The 18,443-nt window shown below is 36.4% G+C and carries 10 protein-coding genes and 1 tRNA gene; 7 read left to right on the top strand and 4 right to left on the bottom strand.

Annotated elements, in window-relative coordinates; translation table 11 throughout:
• Nucleotides 1-50: 50 nt before the first annotated feature.
• Nucleotides 51-3,125, bottom strand: coding sequence for a ligand-binding sensor domain-containing protein (locus L2586_RS18350; protein WP_235294400.1), 3,075 nt, complete (start codon nucleotides 3,123-3,125; stop codon nucleotides 51-53).
• A gap of 105 nt (nucleotides 3,126-3,230) precedes the next feature.
• On the opposite strand from L2586_RS18350, the gene L2586_RS18345 reads away from it, so the two are divergent.
• A complete protein-coding gene (locus tag L2586_RS18345; RefSeq protein WP_235294399.1) occupies nucleotides 3,231-7,166 on the top strand; it encodes a M36 family metallopeptidase in 3,936 nt (1,311 codons plus the stop codon).
• Nucleotides 7,167-7,269: 103 nt separating this feature from the next.
• Nucleotides 7,270-8,307 carry a T9SS type A sorting domain-containing protein gene (locus L2586_RS18340; protein WP_235294398.1) on the top strand — a complete coding sequence of 346 codons (1,038 nt, stop codon included), beginning with the start codon at nucleotides 7,270-7,272 and terminating at the stop codon, nucleotides 8,305-8,307.
• A 787-nt stretch (nucleotides 8,308-9,094) separates the two neighbouring features.
• Here L2586_RS18340 and L2586_RS18335 read toward each other — a convergent pair.
• Nucleotides 9,095-9,165, bottom strand: a tRNA-Gln gene (locus L2586_RS18335).
• Nucleotides 9,166-9,297: 132 nt separating this feature from the next.
• Here L2586_RS18335 and L2586_RS18330 point away from each other — a divergent pair.
• The gene (locus L2586_RS18330; protein WP_235294397.1) at nucleotides 9,298-10,356 is read left to right on the top strand and encodes a fatty acid desaturase family protein; all 1,059 of its coding nucleotides are present in this window, start codon (nucleotides 9,298-9,300) and stop codon (nucleotides 10,354-10,356) included.
• A 478-nt stretch (nucleotides 10,357-10,834) separates the two neighbouring features.
• Here L2586_RS18330 and L2586_RS18325 read toward each other — a convergent pair whose 3' ends face one another.
• Nucleotides 10,835-11,644, bottom strand: coding sequence for an alpha/beta hydrolase (locus L2586_RS18325; RefSeq protein ID WP_235294396.1), 810 nt, complete (start codon nucleotides 11,642-11,644; stop codon nucleotides 10,835-10,837).
• Between the two features lie 117 nt (nucleotides 11,645-11,761).
• Here L2586_RS18325 and smpB point away from each other — a divergent pair, with 117 nt between their 5' ends.
• Nucleotides 11,762-12,223 carry an SsrA-binding protein SmpB gene (smpB, locus tag L2586_RS18320; RefSeq protein ID WP_235294395.1) on the top strand — a complete coding sequence of 154 codons (462 nt, stop codon included), beginning with the start codon at nucleotides 11,762-11,764 and terminating at the stop codon, nucleotides 12,221-12,223.
• 29 nt (nucleotides 12,224-12,252) lie between these two features.
• Here smpB and L2586_RS18315 read toward each other — a convergent pair whose 3' ends face one another.
• Entirely contained in the window at nucleotides 12,253-14,358 is a 2,106-nt protein-coding gene (locus L2586_RS18315; protein WP_235294394.1) for a penicillin acylase family protein, read from the bottom strand.
• 189 nt (nucleotides 14,359-14,547) lie between these two features.
• On the opposite strand from L2586_RS18315, the gene L2586_RS18310 reads away from it, so the two are divergent.
• From L2586_RS18310 to L2586_RS18300, 3 genes are all read left to right on the top strand, one after another.
• Nucleotides 14,548-16,434 (top strand): sensor histidine kinase, encoded by a 1,887-nt coding sequence (locus tag L2586_RS18310; RefSeq protein ID WP_235294393.1) that lies wholly within the window; start codon nucleotides 14,548-14,550, stop codon nucleotides 16,432-16,434.
• Nucleotides 16,403-17,146 carry a LytR/AlgR family response regulator transcription factor gene (locus tag L2586_RS18305; RefSeq protein WP_235294392.1) on the top strand — a complete coding sequence of 248 codons (744 nt, stop codon included), beginning with the start codon at nucleotides 16,403-16,405 and terminating at the stop codon, nucleotides 17,144-17,146. The genes L2586_RS18310 and L2586_RS18305 overlap by 32 nt, the downstream gene beginning before the upstream one ends.
• Nucleotides 17,147-17,264: 118 nt before the next feature.
• The gene (locus tag L2586_RS18300) at nucleotides 17,265-18,404 is read left to right on the top strand and encodes a hypothetical protein (protein WP_235294391.1); all 1,140 of its coding nucleotides are present in this window, start codon (nucleotides 17,265-17,267) and stop codon (nucleotides 18,402-18,404) included.
• Nucleotides 18,405-18,443 lie beyond the last annotated feature (39 nt).

The following is an 18,443-nucleotide window of genomic DNA, read 5'->3' as shown; positions in this document are numbered from 1 at the left end:
ACAATATATAAAACCAAAAATCCTTGGTCAATGGACCATATGGGCCATTTTTAACTTATCCACTTAAGGATTATTGAAGTACCTTTTCCTGATTTTGACACGATTTCCACTTCCGCATTTATTTTCTCTCCTCTTGCTATCATGTTATTTAGACCATTTATCCTTTTTAATTCATCTATATCAAAGCCAACCCCATCATCTTTTAGGTGAAACTTCCATTCATCTTCGTTTTTGCTAAACTTGAACTTCACCTTCGAAGCCTTAGCATACTTTAATATATTTGTAATTGCTTCTTTAAAGATGAGTAAAAAATGACGCCTAACATTTCCTTGCATTTCCACTTTTTCTAAACTAGGATCTATAGAATCAAATTGAAATTCAATATCAGTATACTCAAAAGAGTCATGGGCAAAGTCCCTAAATCTGACTAGCACATCAAATAAGTTATCTTTAGCTGGATCAAGAACCCAAATAAAATCCTGCATTCCACTTCTTAACTCTTGAATATTATCTTGTAACTGTTCCATGGTTGAAATTACCTTTGAATCAGAAGTGTTTCTAGTTGCATGGTCGGTCAATAAAGAAATCATGGTGATTTTATTTCCTGCTTCATCATGAAAATCTCTAGACATTTTTTTTCTAAAGATACTTCGCTCATTTTCTCTTGCTTCTGCTATAGCTTTCGTCCTTTCTGTCTGAACGTAGATGATTCCATACACAGTAGCAACTAATACACCCAAGTAAAATAAATATGCCCACCATGTTTTCCAAGGAGGTCTTGATATGTAAATGTTTATCGATTTTTCAACATCAAGGATTTGCTCGTTTTGATCCATTAATCTAACCTTGAATTGGTAGTTTCCAGGAGGTACTTTCGGATAAGAAACATAATTTCTATTTCCAGAAGCAATCCATTCTTCTTCCAATCCTTCCATTTTATGAAGATAAGTCAACGTTCCTGCATTACCATATGCTAGTGCAGCAAACTCAAATGCAATGGAATTTTCATTATAGTCAAGTTTTATTTCTGAGGTCTCATTAATGGACTTTTGAAGTGTAAATTCATTAGCTGAAGTACCATCAACAGGAACAGAGTTGTTGAATAATTGAAAATCCGTAAATACGATGGAGGCCTTTATTTTTTCTGATTCAATTTTTATAGGGTCGAAAAAAGTGACTCCCTCTACACCTCCGAAAAAGAATAAGCCTGACGAATGTTCCAGAAAAGAATGTTGATTGAACTCCTTCGAACCTAGTCCGTTTTCTTTGGTATAATTAATGGTCTTTACTTCATCACCACTTATGTCTAACCTGCTAATTCCCTCATTTGTGCTCACCCATAAATACCCATTATCATCTTCAAGAGCTCCATATATTATATTATTGGTGAGGCCGTCAAGCATGTTGATCAGTCTAAAAGTAGCGTCTTTTTCTAATATATTAAGACCATTCACGGTGCTTACTAATAACCTATTATCACTGAATTGGGATGTAGAAAGGACCATATCTGCTGCGATACTTGAAGGATTATTTCGATCTACTGTGTAACAATTAAACGATTTTCCCTTTTTATCAAATTGGCATAAGCCACCATTAGCTGTAGACAACCAAAGTCTTTGCTCACTATCCTCAAATATTCTAAAAACATATGGATGAGATAACCCATTGCTAACATCATAGGTAATAATTTCTTCTGTTTGCGGATCAAATTGCATTAAACCTTTACCCCTGGTTGCTAGCCAATAAGTCCCATCTGAATCTTCAAAAACCTGATTAATACCATCTCCATTTAAAATTGAATTGACTTTCGGAAAGTCAGTCCATATTAACTCACTACCTACTTGCCTTATCCGAGAAAAACCATTCTTCCTATATGCTAGCCAAAGATCATCTTTACTATCTTTAGTTATATTAATTGTATACGCATTTCTCATTTCTGGCGTATTCTGAGGATTGTAGCACTTTGCTTCCCAGTAATCCTTGTTCCCTTCCATGTCTAAAAATAAAAGACCCTCTCTACTACATATCCAGACATTCGCATTTTTATCTTCTGTCATTCCAAGGGCTGTCGGCGAACAAATTGAATTATTATAGATCCGATTTAGGTTCTGAAAAACAGGAGGTTTTATTGTAAATTGGTGTATCCCCTTTCTGGTTCCTGCCCAAACAATTTCATCTTCTATCTCATAAAGCGTATGAATGAAATCACTTTTTAGAGTATTCTCACCAGCAAGTTCTTCTCGATGCCATATATAACCATCTTTGTTACTAAATTGACCTAAACCCGTATTCGTTCCTACATACCATTCCTCAGTATTAATCGGAAGAATACTAACAACTACTTTATCTGCCAGTTGGTGGTTAACGATTTTTTTCCGTTGGTTATAAGTAAATAACCCATTATCGGTACCTATATATATACGATGAGCTATTCCTTCGATACAATGAACTGGAGAATCAGAATGATCAAGAATTAACTTCTCATAGGTCTTGCTAGTCGATTCTTTTACAAATACACCCCCATTTGTGGCGATGTATGCATCACCTTGATCTGAAACATAAATGTCATTAATAAAGCAGTCATTACTATTCAGGCAATTTAAACTATCAACATATTTTTTTACCTCAATGTTAAATGTGAATAATCCAGTTTCTGTCCCAACTAGCAATAAAGAATCTTGGTATATTTCTAAAGCATGAATAGACGCGGCGCCCTGATCTATCTTATTTTCAAAGTTGAAAAATTTTTCTTTTGTCTTATCCCACATGGCTAAGCCACCGCCGAAAGTTCCTATCCAAAGATTTTCATTAAGATCTTCTACAATAGTCCAAATATAGTTATTTGGTAGCGAATGCTGCTCATCCTTCTTGTGTCTAAAGCTTTTGAATTCATTGTTATCATAGCGCAGTAGCCCATCTTGGGTCCCAACCCAGATAAAGCCATCAGCATCTTTGATAATGGTATTGGTAAATGATTCTGTTAATTGTTTGAAGAAAAGCTCGTTCTGGCTGAACCCCTGATTTGCAAAGAAAAACAACACAATTATTGGCATAAAGACAAGACGAGAAAATAATCCTTTGAGAATTTTCCAAGAAACCTGATAATCTAAACCAATATACTCCATATGGGCCATTGTGAGAACCTTAATGCACCTGTAATTTAGCCACAAGAAATTACTAAACATAATAAAGTCATATTTCAAATTTTTTAATTAATAAAATTTAAGCAAATGAAAAAATATTTACTCTTCTTAATGTTCTTCGCTTCATTGCCGCTTTTTGTTTCTGCACAAGTAGAAAAAAAGGCTGAAGAAGTCGTTAAAAGTTATTTGACTAAAAAAAATAAAGATGTCACAAGAGATGCCTTCATTAATTACGATATAACTGCAGATTTAGTGGAAAAAAATGATGGAATCAGAAGAATCCAGGCTATTCAAAAATCAAACGGGATCTATATTAAGGATGCCATTTTATCTATTGCTTTAAATAAGAAAGGAAAAACATTTACAACGAATACTTTCGTTGATTACCGATCTAAAAATGCCAGTCCTTCGATATCTGGAAGTGAAGCATTGAAAAAGGCTATGAAAGCTAATAAGGTTAAAGGAAACGTAGATTTTAACGAATTAGAAAGAAAGTCTAGTACAGATAAGCATATGGTCTATGCTAAAGGAAATAATTTTGCTTCAAACCCTGAATCTAGATTAATCTATCTTAAAGATGATGCTAGCAAAACGCTTATACTCGCTTATGAAACTCAAATTCATACAAAAGATAGACAACACTACTATGTAAGCTATGTGAATGCTTCGACAGGTGAAGTCTTAGAAACAGAAGACAAAGTACTTCATTGTTCATTCGGCCCTTCATTGGTATATGATGCTTCTCCAGCAGAGCAAGCTATCTTAGACCAGCAAAAGGAAGCACTTCATTTAGCAGGTGCTGAAAAATGGGAAAAAGAATATGGACATGCCGATCATGACCATCATTATTCTGCACTACCAAGTACAGTCGCAGCTCCAGCAAATAGTTATTTAGTTTTAGACTTGCCAGCAGAAGCTCCTAATGATGATTCCGCTGAAAATAACCAAACAGTTGTAACTACAGCTGGAGATCCAATTGCATCTCCTTATGGATGGACAAGTATCGATGGTGTAACACAGAATGTATATACAAAAGGAAATAATGTATTTGCATTTTATGATCCAAGCCCGACGCCATTAGGAGGAATTCCTAATCCAGCAGCAGCAGCAATGGCTACAAGTAACAACCCATTAGGTGCACAAGCTTTTCACTACGCATGGGATCTTTCTCAAGAGCCGGATTATATCCAAACAAGCACAAATAATCCTACGCCGAACAGAAATGCAGCAATCGTAAACTTATTCTATCAGAATAATTTAATACATGATATATTTTACAACTTCGGATTTACTGAAGAAGGAAGAAATTTTCAATTTGAGAATTTTGGAAAAGGAGGAGAAGGAAGAGATGAATTATTGGCTCAAGCTCAAGATGGAGGAGGAACTAATAATGCGAATATGCTAACATTGCAAGATGGAGTAAGTCCACAAATGCAAATGTATCTATGGACTTCAGCTGGGCAAGATGAATTGGTTAAAATAAATCAAGTTTCAGGTGATGGACATGTAGAAGAAGGAGATGCATTTATCGCTATTCAAGGTGCACTTTATAGCCCAGTAACACCTTACAATCTTCACGAGAATCCAGTGTTAAACAAACCATTTGTTTTAGTAAACGATGGATGTGGTAGTTCTTTAGGTTGTGGCCTAGGAAGTGGAATTGGATCTGCCCCATGTAACAATGTTGTAGGTATGATCGTAATCATAGACAGAGGAGATTGTTCTTTTGTTGAAAAAGTAGATGGAGCACAAAGAGGTGGCGCAGCAGGAGCAATAATTGTTAATAATAATAGCAGTAGCCCTGATGAGGTTGCAGCGATGGGAGGAACCGACCCAACACTGAATACGATAACCATTCCAGCAGTTATGGTTAGTTATAATACAGGATTACTTATAAAAGAAACATTAGCTCAAGGGATCGAAATAATTGGTTCTTTAGAGCAAGATACTCCACCACAACCGAAAAAAGATGGTGATTTTGATAATGGAATTATTGCACATGAATACGGCCACGGAATTTCTTCTAGAACTTCTCCGCAGGGATTAACTGGCGGAACACTTTCTGGAGATGAGCAAGGAGGTGAAGGATGGTCTGATTTCTATGCATTGTACTTAACAACTACTTCAGATGATTTAGGAGCAGTTACTAGTCTCCATCCTAATGGTACATTGCCTAATAAAGGAATAGGTACATATGTTACTTATACCGATCCGAACGGAACTGGAATACGACCACGTAAATACAGTACAGACTTAAATATCAACGAATACACCTTTGCAGGAACGACAAATGGTGGGTTCGGAGTTGGGAATTCAGCTGAAATAACAATTCCTCATGGTATCGGATTCATCTGGTGTACGATGCTTTGGGAAGTTGCCCAAAATCTTGTGGATGAATATGGATTTAACAATGCAATTACTTATAATCCTCCGAGTGGAGACATTGCAGCAATAGCAGCTAATAATGCTGGAAATAACCTTGCTCTTAAATTGATCCAAGAAGGGATCAGACTGCAAAAGCCAAGTCCAACATTCTTGGACATGAGAGACGCGATCTTACTTGCAGATAGCTTGCATTATGATGGTGCTCATGGATGTCTAATCTGGAAAGCATTTGCAAAAAGAGGATTAGGAATTGATGCAATCAATCCTACTAACAATATTGGAGATGAAAGAGATGGATATGCAACACCATGTGGTCCAGCCCAAGCATTTCATGACATCGAAATTACTGCACCTTCACTTTTAGAAAACGATTCTGACCTATCGTATACTATTAAAGTAACTAATACTTCAGGTATAGAAAGTGAAAATATTGTAGTTACAGATGCCATTCCAAATAATTTCTCAATCTCTTCTGTAGAAGGAGCTACTTATGTCCAAAATGGTAGAATGTTGACTTTTACGATCGCTTCTATCCCTGCTGATGGCTTTGTTGAATTAACCGTAAATGGGTATGTTTTAACAGAAAACACTTCGAATATCGTTGTTCAGTATTCATTTGAAGCTGGTGAAGAAGGTTGGTTAGCAGTGACAGGTGGTGGAAACACCTTTGAAAGAAGAGATGATGGAGATGCCCAAGATGGAAATGCATATTTTTATACAACAAACGCAGGATTAACTGGTGCAAATACAACATTAGAAAGTCCTGAGCTTCCTTCATCTAACAATCAGCGTCAAATCAGATTCTGGCATAAATTCAACACGGATTCAGGTTATGATGGTGGATTCTTGGAAACAACAACAGACGGGATCACGTGGACAAGACTAGCACTACAAGAAAATGGATACAATGGTGTATTAAGCTCACTTTATAATCCAGTAAGTACTGGAGCTGCATTTACTGGTAGCTTTGCTGAGTATACTGAATCTGCAGGTTTATTACCAGCAGGTACTACTAAAGTAAGGTTTGTTTTTTCGGAGGACGTTGGATCAGGTGGCGGAGACGGATGGTGGATTGATAATATTAAGATTGTTGAAAACCCAGTAGTATTGGGAAGTGCAGTTACTGCAACAGACCCAATCAGTAGTGGAGGAAGAGTATATGTTGATGAAACTTTTACATTAATTCTGCCATCTACTAAAGCACCATTTGACGTGAAGCCTTCGCTATCGATCGTTCCTGGAGTTGTAAATGAAAGTTCTACTCCGATGAGGGTTTTAGTCGATGTAATCGAGATGTCAGGAAATGAAACTTCGGGTCCCATCAAAGTTAGAATTAGTAAAAATGATTATTTAGGATTTGATTTCGATCCAAGTTTAACGGTAGTCGGTGGAGTGGCTGTTGATAATAGCAGCTGGACTTATAGCGAAAACTTTTTATTCTGGGAGTTTACAAGTTTTGCTAAGATAGACGAGTTAGGTTCTACTAAGTTTGGATTCACGGGGACTTTTAATGCAAGTGGTCAAGGAGATGTTTCCATTACGGCAAAAACTTCATGTGTTAGCCCTCTTGAGACAAATTCTTCAAATGATAGAGATTCTGAAACGATCAATTACTCAATAGGTAACAACAACGATTAATTACAATCATCAAAACGAAAAATGATCTAGAAGTAATTCCGAATTGAAAACCATCAAAGTGGTCGGAATTACTTCATTTTCAAACCATAAAATTAAAATTCAAATGAAAAAATATATAAAAATAATGACGGCTGCATTACTACTTGCAGGTGGCTCAATTTCAGCTCAAGATGTAGCATTGACAAATGCAAAACTGGAAAGACCAGGAATGATGAAAACATATGGTAGCGCTTGTTTCACTTTAATTGCAGAAGATGGTTTAGCCGTAACTATTAAACCATTGGCTGTGGAAGTAACATTAAGTAAGGTAGAATTTGACCTTGCAGGAATAGAGGGATTTAATAGTGAATTCTTTTATTGGGAACAAGATCCATTTGCTGATAATGTTATAAAAGGTACGCTCATTAACAATATTCCTAGTATTGATAATGATGGTGGTGGGGCACAAATTTGTATTCCTGTAAAAAGAAATAATGCTAATCAATATAGAGATGCTAGAAATGGCTTTCAGGTCAATGTAGTTCCAGGATCGGTCATACAAGGCGGAAATTCAGGAACAGATGAGACTTCCCGATTTGGGTTTTCAAGTGGTGTATTTAGTGCTCAGAATTCCGGCATAACAGCAAATAAAGAACATGAAAATGTAGCTGTTAAATGGGAAGTTGAAGCATATGATGAATCAAAATATTTTGAAATTCAACGATCATTAGATGGTATAACTTTTGAAACCATTGCAACGGTAGAAGCGAATAAGAATCCTTTTGATGGTGGTCAATATTCATTCCTTGATGATCAAATAAGTGAGGAATTATCAAAAACAGCTTTCTATAAAGTAAAAAGCATTTTAAATGATGGACAAGGAAGAGATTCTGAAGTAAGAAGCGTTGATTTTGAAATGAGTTATGTTTCTATTTATCCGAATCCTACATCAGATAGATTTACCGTTTCTACTATGTTAAAAGGTTCGGCTAACCAGCTAAGCATCTATAATGCTAATGGAACTTTGGTTTCACAGAATTCAAATGTTAGTAACGGTAGTCAAATAGATGTAAAGAATTTGACGCCAGGAGTATATCATCTACAATTCCAAAATAAGGAAGGTGACAAAACAGAAAACAAACGGTTATTAGTGATAAACTAGACATTGCAAATTGGGGTTATATTTTATGGAGGTTGTTTCTTAGGCAAGGCAACCTCCTTTCTCTACCAAGTTACTTAGAATCATTTAGAAATAATCTTACAACTAAAAATATGGCCCATATGGGGGATATTCCAGGCGGATAAGCTCCCGTATATTTGTGCTATGATTAGAAATATAGCAAGTAATTATGTTTTATAATTGATTTCTAAGATTAGGCTTTTAATTAGGCTTTTTATATTCCCAGCTCATTTTAACAAATGAGTTTTTAATAAAATTAAGGAAGTTTTTTTTACAAGCGTATATGATCTTCCATTAATTTTAGCAATGACGTAGAGGCTGTCATTTTTATTAAGGGCAGCCTCTATATTGTAGTTTTATTTGGTTAAAAAGGTTTTAAGATTTTAGAAGCTCTGTGTAATGCAGAGCTTTTGTTTTTTATTGTTGACCCACAAGCAGAACGAGTGTTTTAATTTTAACAGCGTTAAAATAACGAGGGAACCGCAAGTATATCTTGCGGCTGCGGAGGCGTTCGAGTCCTTGTGGGAATTTAATTTCTTTATCACATAAAACAAAAAAGCCCTACTGAAACTAAATTCAATAGGACTTGCTTTGTTGACCCACAAGCAGAACGAGTGTTGCATAGCAATTTCGCTGTAAGCGGAATAAGGAGAGAACCTGCTGCAAATCAGCAGGATGGGTGGCGTTCGAGTCCGAGTGGGATTTTCAACTGAATAGTATTAAATACAAAAAAGCCCTACTGAAACTAAATTCAATAGGACTTGATTTGTTGACCCACAAGGACTCGAACCTTGAATGACGGTACCAAAAACCGTAGTGTTACCATTACACCATGGGTCATTTTCCGTTAACGGAGTGCAAATTTAAAACATTATTTTGAATTTTCGTATTCCTTTATTCAAATTTTTTTATATCTCTTCGTAGAACATATTCGTTTTAATTACCTTTACCTTATTAGAAAGAATACATTTTATGAAAAAAATAACTAGCCCAAACAAAATAGATGACGAAATAAAATCCAGATTAAAAAACTGGAAAGAGATTATCGAAAACTACAAGATCCCCGATAATACTAAGGCTGTGATGCAAATCATCACTTCATTTATTCCATTTATTGCGCTTTGGGTTTTAATGTACTATAGTTTAAGTTGGTCCATCTGGATCACGCTCGGCCTTGGCGTTATTAATGGTTTTTTTCTGGTAAGAATTTTTATTATTCAACACGATTGTGGGCACCAATCTTTCCTAACTTCGAAGCGTTGGAACGAAATTGTGGGTTGGACGTGCAGTATTTTCAGTTCACTTCCATTTAAATATTGGGCAAAAGTGCATAATTTTCACCACGCTCATTCTGGACAATTGGAAACACGAGACATCGGAGATGTGCCTTTTAAAACCACAAATGAATTCAGAAGCATGTCCAAATGGGGCAAGTTTAAATATAGATTATTAAGAACTCCTTTAGTTCTTTTCGTTATTTCTCCTATTTACTACTTCGCAATCTCTAATAGACTAGGTGTGGAGTGGAAAGCTGTGAAAAGAGTCAGTCTTAAAATGCTTTTTAAAAACAACTTTTTAATTGCTGCAGTTTATATCGGTCTTGCTTGGTTAATCGGATGGAAAGAGTTTTTCCTAATCCAATTCATGCTCATCTTTGTTTTTGCTGTAATCGCTTTCTGGTTTTTCTACATTCAACACCAACATGAATTTTCTTACAAGCATTGGAAGAAGAATTGGGATTTCTTAGTTTCTGCGATAAGAGGAAGTACCTACTACAAATTACCTAAGCCGCTTCAATGGTTGACAGGAAATATTGGTATTCATCATATTCATCACTTAAGTGCTTCGATTCCGAATTACAACTTGCCTAAGGCTTTAAAGGAACATAAGATCCTAAGTGAATACGTAACGGTGGTTAGAATCAAGGATACTTTTAAGATTTTAAAAAGCAAGCTTTGGGATGAAGAATTAGAGAAAATGCTTTCTTTTAAAGAATATTATCAGCTGGAAAGAATGAGAATGGCAAGATAGGATTTAGGTGTCGCTCCGCTGGAGCTTCTTTTTCTTACTAATTTTTGGACCACTAAGCCCGAATAGAGTTTGTCTTGCGATATCAGCTCATACATTTAGTTGCATTCATTCTTGGCTTTATTACCGTTTCAGACTGAAGGGACTATTGAGCCAAAAAATTTAACATTAACTTTCTAAGAACATTGATGACATCACTTGGAGTGCTGTCATCAAGAGTAAATGCTGTCATCAAGAGATTGTGCTATCAACAAGAACACATTTTTTGACCTCTAAGCTCGAAAACAATATCCTTAAGATATAAGCTCCATTCTTCTAGCTTTATTCATTCTTGATCTTATTGATGTTTTAAATTAAAGGGGGTCTTGAGCCAAAAAAATAGGTAATACAACTTTAGAAACATTGATGACATCACTTGGAGTGCTGTCATCAAGAGTATGTGCTGTTATCAAGATTTGTGCTGTCATCAAGAGTATGCACCTTATGCCTCTACCATAACTTGCTCTACAAGGATATCATATAAGTATTCATGGAATTCTGGAAACTCGGGAAGATCATTGTGAGATCCGCCTTCGATTGTATATAATTTTGCCCGATCCTGATTTTCTTCGTAAAGTTTCTTTCCTTGCTTATAACTGATCAATCGGTCTTTATCTCCATGGATGATATGTATGGGACAATTCACATTTTTCAAAAATTGGTTCGTAGGAATCTTATACCTCGATAACAAGTCAATAGGAATCCAGAATCCCCACCGCTTCATATTGAAATTAAAACTATAATATGGCGAATCTAGAATCAACATCTTCGGATTGTTCCAAGATGCAATCCGAGCCGCTACTCCACTCCCAAATGACCTCCCAAGAATGACCACATTCTTTTCTTCATACTCTTCCAATAATTTCTTGTACAAAAATTGAGCATCACTATAAAGAATAGCCTCATTCCGGCGCCCATGACTTTTCCCAAATCCACGGTAATCAACCATAAAAAAGTCATAGCCTTTTCCTACATAATCCTTAGCAAATTTCCCCCATCCTTTCACACTTTTCGAATTACCCTTTAGAAAGAAAACTACGCCCAGTGCATTCGGAATCTTAAAGTGGATTCCATTAATTGCCCCACCATCTTCCATCTCATAATGAACTTCTTCGAAAGGAAATGGGTATTTATATTGAAAGTTCTGAGGTAGTATCTCAGGCCTGAAAAAGAAATAATGTTGGAACAGATAGAAAAACAGCAGTATTCCTATGTATACGATTGCAACAACAATTAAAACTTTTATGAACATTTATGGATGTTTAATCCTTAAATTTATATAAATATTTCTTAAATAAAGGCTGGCGACTATCTTTACACTAAAGAAATAGACAATCATTTTTATTAGCATAAACAATTAACAAGCATATTGGCACTTCCGAAAAAAGTAGTAATCAAAAATAAAAAGGCGTCTTTCGAGTTCTTCTTTATCGACACTTATGAAGCTGGACTAAAACTCGTAGGGACAGAGGTCAAAGCACTCCGTGAAGGAAATGCTAACCTCTCTGATGCTTATTGTATCTTTCGAGATGGCAATCTTGAAGTACACAGCATGTATATCGGTGAATATAAATTTGGGAACCTTAACAATCACGAAACCAGAAGAGTTAGGAGGTTGCTACTGAAAAAGTCCGAGCTTAAAAAGATGCTTCGTAAGGTTGAGGAGAAAGGAAATACCATCGTTCCATATAAATTATACTTTAACGATCGCGGGTTCGCTAAACTCGAAATAGCCCTTGCAAAAGGTAAAAAGTCATTCGATAAACGTGACCAAATCAAAGAACGAGATAACAAACGCGAACTCGATCGAATTAAGAAAATTACCATCTAGACACCAAATCTTGGACTAGAAAAACTAGGCTATTTCAGATTATAAACCTTGACCGCTTTGCTTAGGATTTCTTCTTTGTCAAAGGTCATTTTTTTCAATCGCTGTGTCGTAAAATATTCCATTTGGTTTGTTGAATTCGGATCTCCATCAACTTCTGAGTTCCCATAGGCATTAATGCTTTCGATTTCTACGCCCTCCTTACTGAATCGGACCAATTCAATATAAGACTCCCCAGCAACTGCTTTATAAGTCCCATCCTCTTGAGCAACACTATAAATCGAAGCCAATACATCTGGAGCACCCGCCATTGGCAAATTTACATCACCTCTTATGTGCCGCTGAAAATCACCAAGCGCAACTTTCAACGTACCATATTTCTCCAGCAGCTTAGATTTCGCATCTATTAAGCCTTTTAAAGCCATTTCTTCTCTTTGGAGTTGCCTGCCTCCTATCGCTTTCATCGCATACGCTGTTGCCAAAAACATGGTCGCACCTTCACTCTCAACATTGCTTCTTCTATCCCAATTTTGTATTATCTCAAGCGCATCAGCAACTTCAGGATAAGATTTCGGATCCATTCGAAACAAAACATTGACATCCACACCACTAACCTTTCTCAGGTTACTAGGATACTGATCGTCATACTTTATCCGCTTAAAGTCTTCGTAAGTCAACTTCCCCCTTCCTTCCATTAATTCTAAAAACCGCACACTTCTATTGTTCTCTCTACCAGATTCTTGGTAGCTCATCACCCCATTTAACTTCGTCTCCCGAGGTGAAAAGCCAGATGCTGAAGCGGTAAAAGGCGTATTGTTGGTATTAAAAACCCAACCACTTTTCGGATTCAATACTTGAGGTAGAGAATCAAAAGGGATTAAATTATTATCGGTCAATGTTTCAGAAGTATTCCCTGGAAGCACACCATTCCAATCATAAGCAGGGTCTCGTTCTGGTATTCGTCCATTACTCACATAATAAATGTTTCCTTCCCGATCAGCATAAACGATATTCGTACTTATGATCCCTCTTATCTCCAACGCTTCCCGGAACTCTTCTAGATTCTGCGCTTTGTTCATTTTCCACCATTGCTCAGCCATCTTTAGTGTCTGACCAGCCATAAACCGCCATGCGAAGTATCCTGAATCCGTCTTAAATGTGGGACCATATACACTTTCGTAGTAAGCTCGCTTGATGGGAATTTTCATAAAACCAAGCACTTTCACTTTAGCCTTTGCTTTTTTCTTTGTCAATGGGAGCCATTCTCCATCATAGAGATACGCTGTTCCATCCTCATTCACGGTTAGTTCATAAACATCCGAAAAATCAGCATGATTAACGGTATGTGCCCAACCTAAATGTTCGTTTGCTCCTAGAAATATCGATGCACCACCTGCAAATGTACCTCCAATAATATTGAGCCCTTCTTCGCTGTGAAGATGTGCTTCATACCAAGAATACCACCCTTCTAATGGTTGATGGGAATTGATCGCTAGGTAAGTACTTCCATCCTTGGTCTTAGAGGGAGCAAAAGCGAATGCATTCGAACCTTTATCACTATTGATGCCATCAGATGACACTTTTTCCTTGGTCTTTTTTTCTGTCCGACTCCTTTTCACTCTGCCGTTCAGGATCCTTTTCAGATCATTTCCAGCTCCTGAAATTTCAACATTCCCTAGCATATATCCTACCAGCACTTCCCTTCCAGAAATGGGAAATAGCTTTTTCAGTAGAACACGTTCTGGGTGCTTTTCGGCATAATCATTCACTCCCTGAACATAGCTTTCCAGATATCCCTTGAAGTCTCCTTTTACATCATTATCATAATTCTCATCTACAAAATCCTTAAGACCCATGTATTGGATACCAATATCAGCGATTACGCCATCTTTTCCCTTGATTTCACCATATACCCCTCGACATGCAGCAAGAATTTCTTGCATGGTTTTGAACTGATCTTCGCATTGAACCCAAGCCATTCCATAAGCAACATCTTCATCCGTTTCTCCAAAAATATGCGGAACACCAAAGGAGTCTCTCGCAATCGTAACCTTATAATCGATGATGTTTTGACCACTTGCACTTTGACTCCAAAATACAAACATGGCAACGACTGAATAAATTACACTTCTTTTCATTTCACTAAATCTATTTAAAAAAATCCTATTTACCATCTTTCTAATATAATCTCTACGTTTGAAAAGCACATTAATCGAAAAACGGATCTCCATGCAATCTTCCTTCCTCCGAAGCAAAATACGTTACCTTTTCAAGTATGACAGCTAGAAAAGCAATATATTGACATTAGGTTACCTAAAATATCCAATTTGCATTTAAAAAAAGGACTTTTCCTCATCCTCTTGTTTCTTGCTTTTGCTGCCAATTCGCAGCAAATCATTATTCAGCATTTCGATCCAAATAACGAATACTTTAATACTATTCCGGCAACTGAAGGGATTCAATATGAAGCTAACGACACCGCTAATCTTACTTTTTCAATACGTGAGTTAGATAGCAGCCAAGCATTTCAGACGCTCTTCCTTTCCGATGCAGAAGTTCAAATTTTGACCATAGGAAATCAAAACTTTTATACTGGAAAATATCAAAACATTCGAAAACTAACGCAAAAGTGGGACAATCGGCACTTTACTATTCCTACGAATCTGTTGCTGAATAATCCGATCAGCTTAAAAGCTTATAATCTTACCAAAATTGGTTTCGGAATTTACCCTGCATTGCTTTCTACCCAAAAAATAGAAAGCAGCTTTACCGAAATCATTTCTAAATCTAAAAAAGGTCTTCTCTTTACGGTGTTCTTCTTGGGAGCCATCTGTATATTTCTATTGTACACCATCGGATTAACGATACAAACTGGGAACCCTGATTTTAAATTCTACGCCTTTTACTTAGCGGCTATTCTTATTCACAATACGGTTCAGGCAGATGCCTTCCTGAAAGTCTTTGTGATCTTTCCGAAAAATCCAATTTACTACCACTACGTTAATGAATTTTTGCAAATGTTTATCTATGCATTTTTCACCCTCTTCATTAAAGTATTTCTAGAATTAAAAACGACGAAACCGAAGATGATCCCATTCGTCAATGGTACTGCTATTGCTGCCGTTGTTTTCTCTTTGATATTTCTATTTACGATGAGGCTATCGAGAGATTTCTTATTTGTCCAAAATTATCTATCGATCTTATGGTTACTTATAGCTGCACTAGGAAGCGCAATTGTGATCGGAATTTTTCGAAATTCTAATAATCCGATACGTTATTATATCCTGGTAGGATCGATTGTCTTATTGCTTGGTTCATTCATTGAGTTATATACTTCCCTTAACCTTATAGGTGGATATAATTGGAATATTTATGCCATTCCAGAGAATGGTTGGTATCCATTTAACTATACGCAGGTGGCAATATTGATAGAAACGGTCTGTTTCGCGCTAGGGATCGGATACAAAATCAGAAAGCAAGAAAAGCAGTATTTAGAACTCAAGCAAAAAGAAATCATGGATCTCAAAATCAAAGAGAAAAATGTAGCCTTAGAAAACCAGCTTTTAGTGAAAGAACTAGATGCCTTAAGATCGCAGATGAATCCCCACTTTTTGTTTAACAGCCTAAGCTCGATCAACAATTACATCATGAAGGAAAACCCTCAAGAAGCCTCGAGGTACTTGACCCGATTTTCCCAACTGATGCGAAACATTTTAAATAATTCTAAGGAACAATTTGTCAGCCTCTCTCAAGAAATAGAAGCCCTTCAACTTTATATAGAACTAGAAAATCTCCGATTTAAATCTAAATTCAAATTTGATCTAAACATTGACAAAGAAGTACGGATAAGTCATCTTCTTATTCCATCCATGCTGATCCAGCCCTATGTAGAAAATGCGATTAAGCATGGTCTTTTTCCTAAAAAAACATCTGGCAATTTAAGCATCAAGATCTTTGAAAAAAATGAACAGTTGCATATTGAAATTGCAGATGACGGCATCGGAAGAGTTCATTCCCTACAATCTAAATCGAAACAGGATCTTGATCGGAAATCTCATGGAATGGAGATCAGTTCTAATAGAATAGATTTATTGAATAAGATTTACGATCTTAATGCGAGCTTAGCAATAGAAGATTTAACACCTGGAACGAAGGTTACATTGACCTTGAAACGAATTACAAATGAAGCAGAAGCTTACGGCAGTCATCATTGATGATGAAGAACATTGTGTGGAGTCCCTTCAGAAACAGCTAGAATGGTCATGCCCTCATGTGGAAGTAATCGGAACTGCATCTAATGTAGATAGTGGACTTTTACTCTTTGATTCTATCCAACCTGATATTGCCTTCCTAGACATAGAAATGCCTGATGGAACTGGCTTTGATTTAATCTCTAGACTTTCGAAAAAGGACTTTGCTATTATCTTTACGACAGCATACGACGCATTTGCCTTACAAGCATTCAAGGTTAACGCAATTGATTACATACTTAAGCCTATCGATGGTGAAGCGCTTCAGAATGCAGTTTCTAAGGTTGTTGCTATTCCCAAAAATCAACAAAACGAAAAAATAACATCGCTTTTAGCAAATTGGAATGCGGGACAGTCGAAAAATAAAGTCGCTTTCCCTGTATCTGACGGATTATTCTTTGCCCATTTATCAGATATTATTAGATGTGAATCGGATGGTGCTTACTGTCACATCTATTTAAAAAACAAACCTAAACTATACCTTTCTAAAACACTGAAGCAGGTTTCCGAAATGATTAATAGTGACAAATTTATCCGTGTACATCACTCCCACTTAGTTAATTCTGACTTCATCCAGAAATATATTCGCGGAAACGGCGGGCAGGTTATCATGGATGATGGGATAAGTATTCCAGTGAGTAGGAGTAGAAAGGATGACTTCCTTGATTTCATGTAGCGCAATTTACTCGCAAATTATAACCAAGTACCAAATCACTTCCCAGAGTTACCAATTTGGACTGGACTACTCCCTTCATTTCTAGCAGATTTGTTCTCTAAATAATACCCACAGCTATATGTTTCAATGTAAATCCTTATTCCTATTTATTATTGTTGCTCTATTTTCAGGTCAATTATATAGCCAAACTAGTGAAGTAAGAATGAAAATTACAGGAAAAGCAGATTTGATTTATGACGGAAAAAGCATTCAGATTGAGTCAACCAACACCTTAATCGGAAGATATGTCGGAAGTGAATTATTATCAGGATTAGATAATACCTTCTTAGGCGTAGAGGCCGGAAAAAAGGTCGCTTCTGGATCTAGAAACACTTTTCTAGGCGCATACGCTGGAGAAAACGCACTAGGGAACAATAATGTATTTATAGGGTACAGTGCCGGTATTAATGAAATAGGGGACGACAAACTATATATTTCAAATACAGCTTCTTCTAGCCCTTTGATTTTTGGCGACTTTAGAGCCGGTATGGTTAGGATTAACGACTACCTTAATGTGACTAAGGATTTAACCGTCGATAGGAGTGCTTTAATTAAAAGTAACCTTTCAGTAGAAGGATCTCACTCTGCATACTCCATGACCATTAACTCTCCTTTGCCCTCGCTTACATTTTATACGCAGCAGAATCAATATACTCATCGATTTTATTCCCACCCATCGTTGGATATCTTTTACTTAGAAGATGACGAAAACACCAATGTGCTAGAAATTAAAAATGGAGAACTTCGGCTTCCAGAATATGGAGGAACAGGTACTTCTAATCTTTCCGTAGACAATAATGGCAAACTGATTAAGACTTCTTCAGATCAACTGATTTTCAATCGTTATGAATTTGCAGAAAAGGATGTCTTTAGTAATTATACAAGACTTAGACACGGAGTTCATTTCGAAAACGGAACAATACTTACCGGAATTAAAGCATTGATAAAAGATAATAATGAGACTGGAAGCTCAGGTGTCCATAATACTGCATTTGTCGGAGTGTACAGAATGAATAAAATTACAGGAAATGAAAATTCTATTCTTCCTATTTATCGAATAGATGCATCTGATACTCCTTTAGATGTTCATCAACTATTTACTCAAACGACTCTAGCACAAACGGGTGCTAATATCATTGATAATGATACTTACATTTACTTCTTACAAGTATTTTACTGTGATCTGTGCAGCATTACAGAGGTTGAAATCTTAAAATAGTAAAGCGGAAGAACTCACAATTATTCTTATTTTTGAATA

The organism is Portibacter lacus, assembly GCF_021533215.1.
Classification (GTDB): domain Bacteria; phylum Bacteroidota; class Bacteroidia; order Chitinophagales; family Saprospiraceae; genus Portibacter; species Portibacter lacus.
The sequence above is the reverse complement of the archived record's forward strand: the minus strand, read 5'-3'. Positions and strand labels throughout refer to the sequence as shown.

Excerpts from the sequence above, each read along its gene's own strand:
- L2586_RS18340 (WP_235294398.1), top strand. The coding sequence starts at position 7,270 with ATGAAAAAATATATAAAAATAATGACGGCTGCATTACTACTTGCAGGT.
- L2586_RS18300 (WP_235294391.1), top strand. The coding sequence starts at position 17,265 with ATGTTTCAATGTAAATCCTTATTCCTATTTATTATTGTTGCTCTATTT.
- L2586_RS18305 (WP_235294392.1), top strand. The coding sequence starts at position 16,403 with ATGAAGCAGAAGCTTACGGCAGTCATCATTGATGATGAAGAACATTGT.
- L2586_RS18315 (WP_235294394.1), bottom strand. The coding sequence starts at position 14,358 with ATGAAAAGAAGTGTAATTTATTCAGTCGTTGCCATGTTTGTATTTTGG.
- L2586_RS18345 (WP_235294399.1), top strand. The coding sequence starts at position 3,231 with ATGAAAAAATATTTACTCTTCTTAATGTTCTTCGCTTCATTGCCGCTT.
- L2586_RS18330 (WP_235294397.1), top strand. The coding sequence starts at position 9,298 with ATGAAAAAAATAACTAGCCCAAACAAAATAGATGACGAAATAAAATCC.
- L2586_RS18325 (WP_235294396.1), bottom strand. The coding sequence starts at position 11,644 with ATGTTCATAAAAGTTTTAATTGTTGTTGCAATCGTATACATAGGAATA.
- L2586_RS18350 (WP_235294400.1), bottom strand. The coding sequence starts at position 3,125 with ATGGAGTATATTGGTTTAGATTATCAGGTTTCTTGGAAAATTCTCAAA.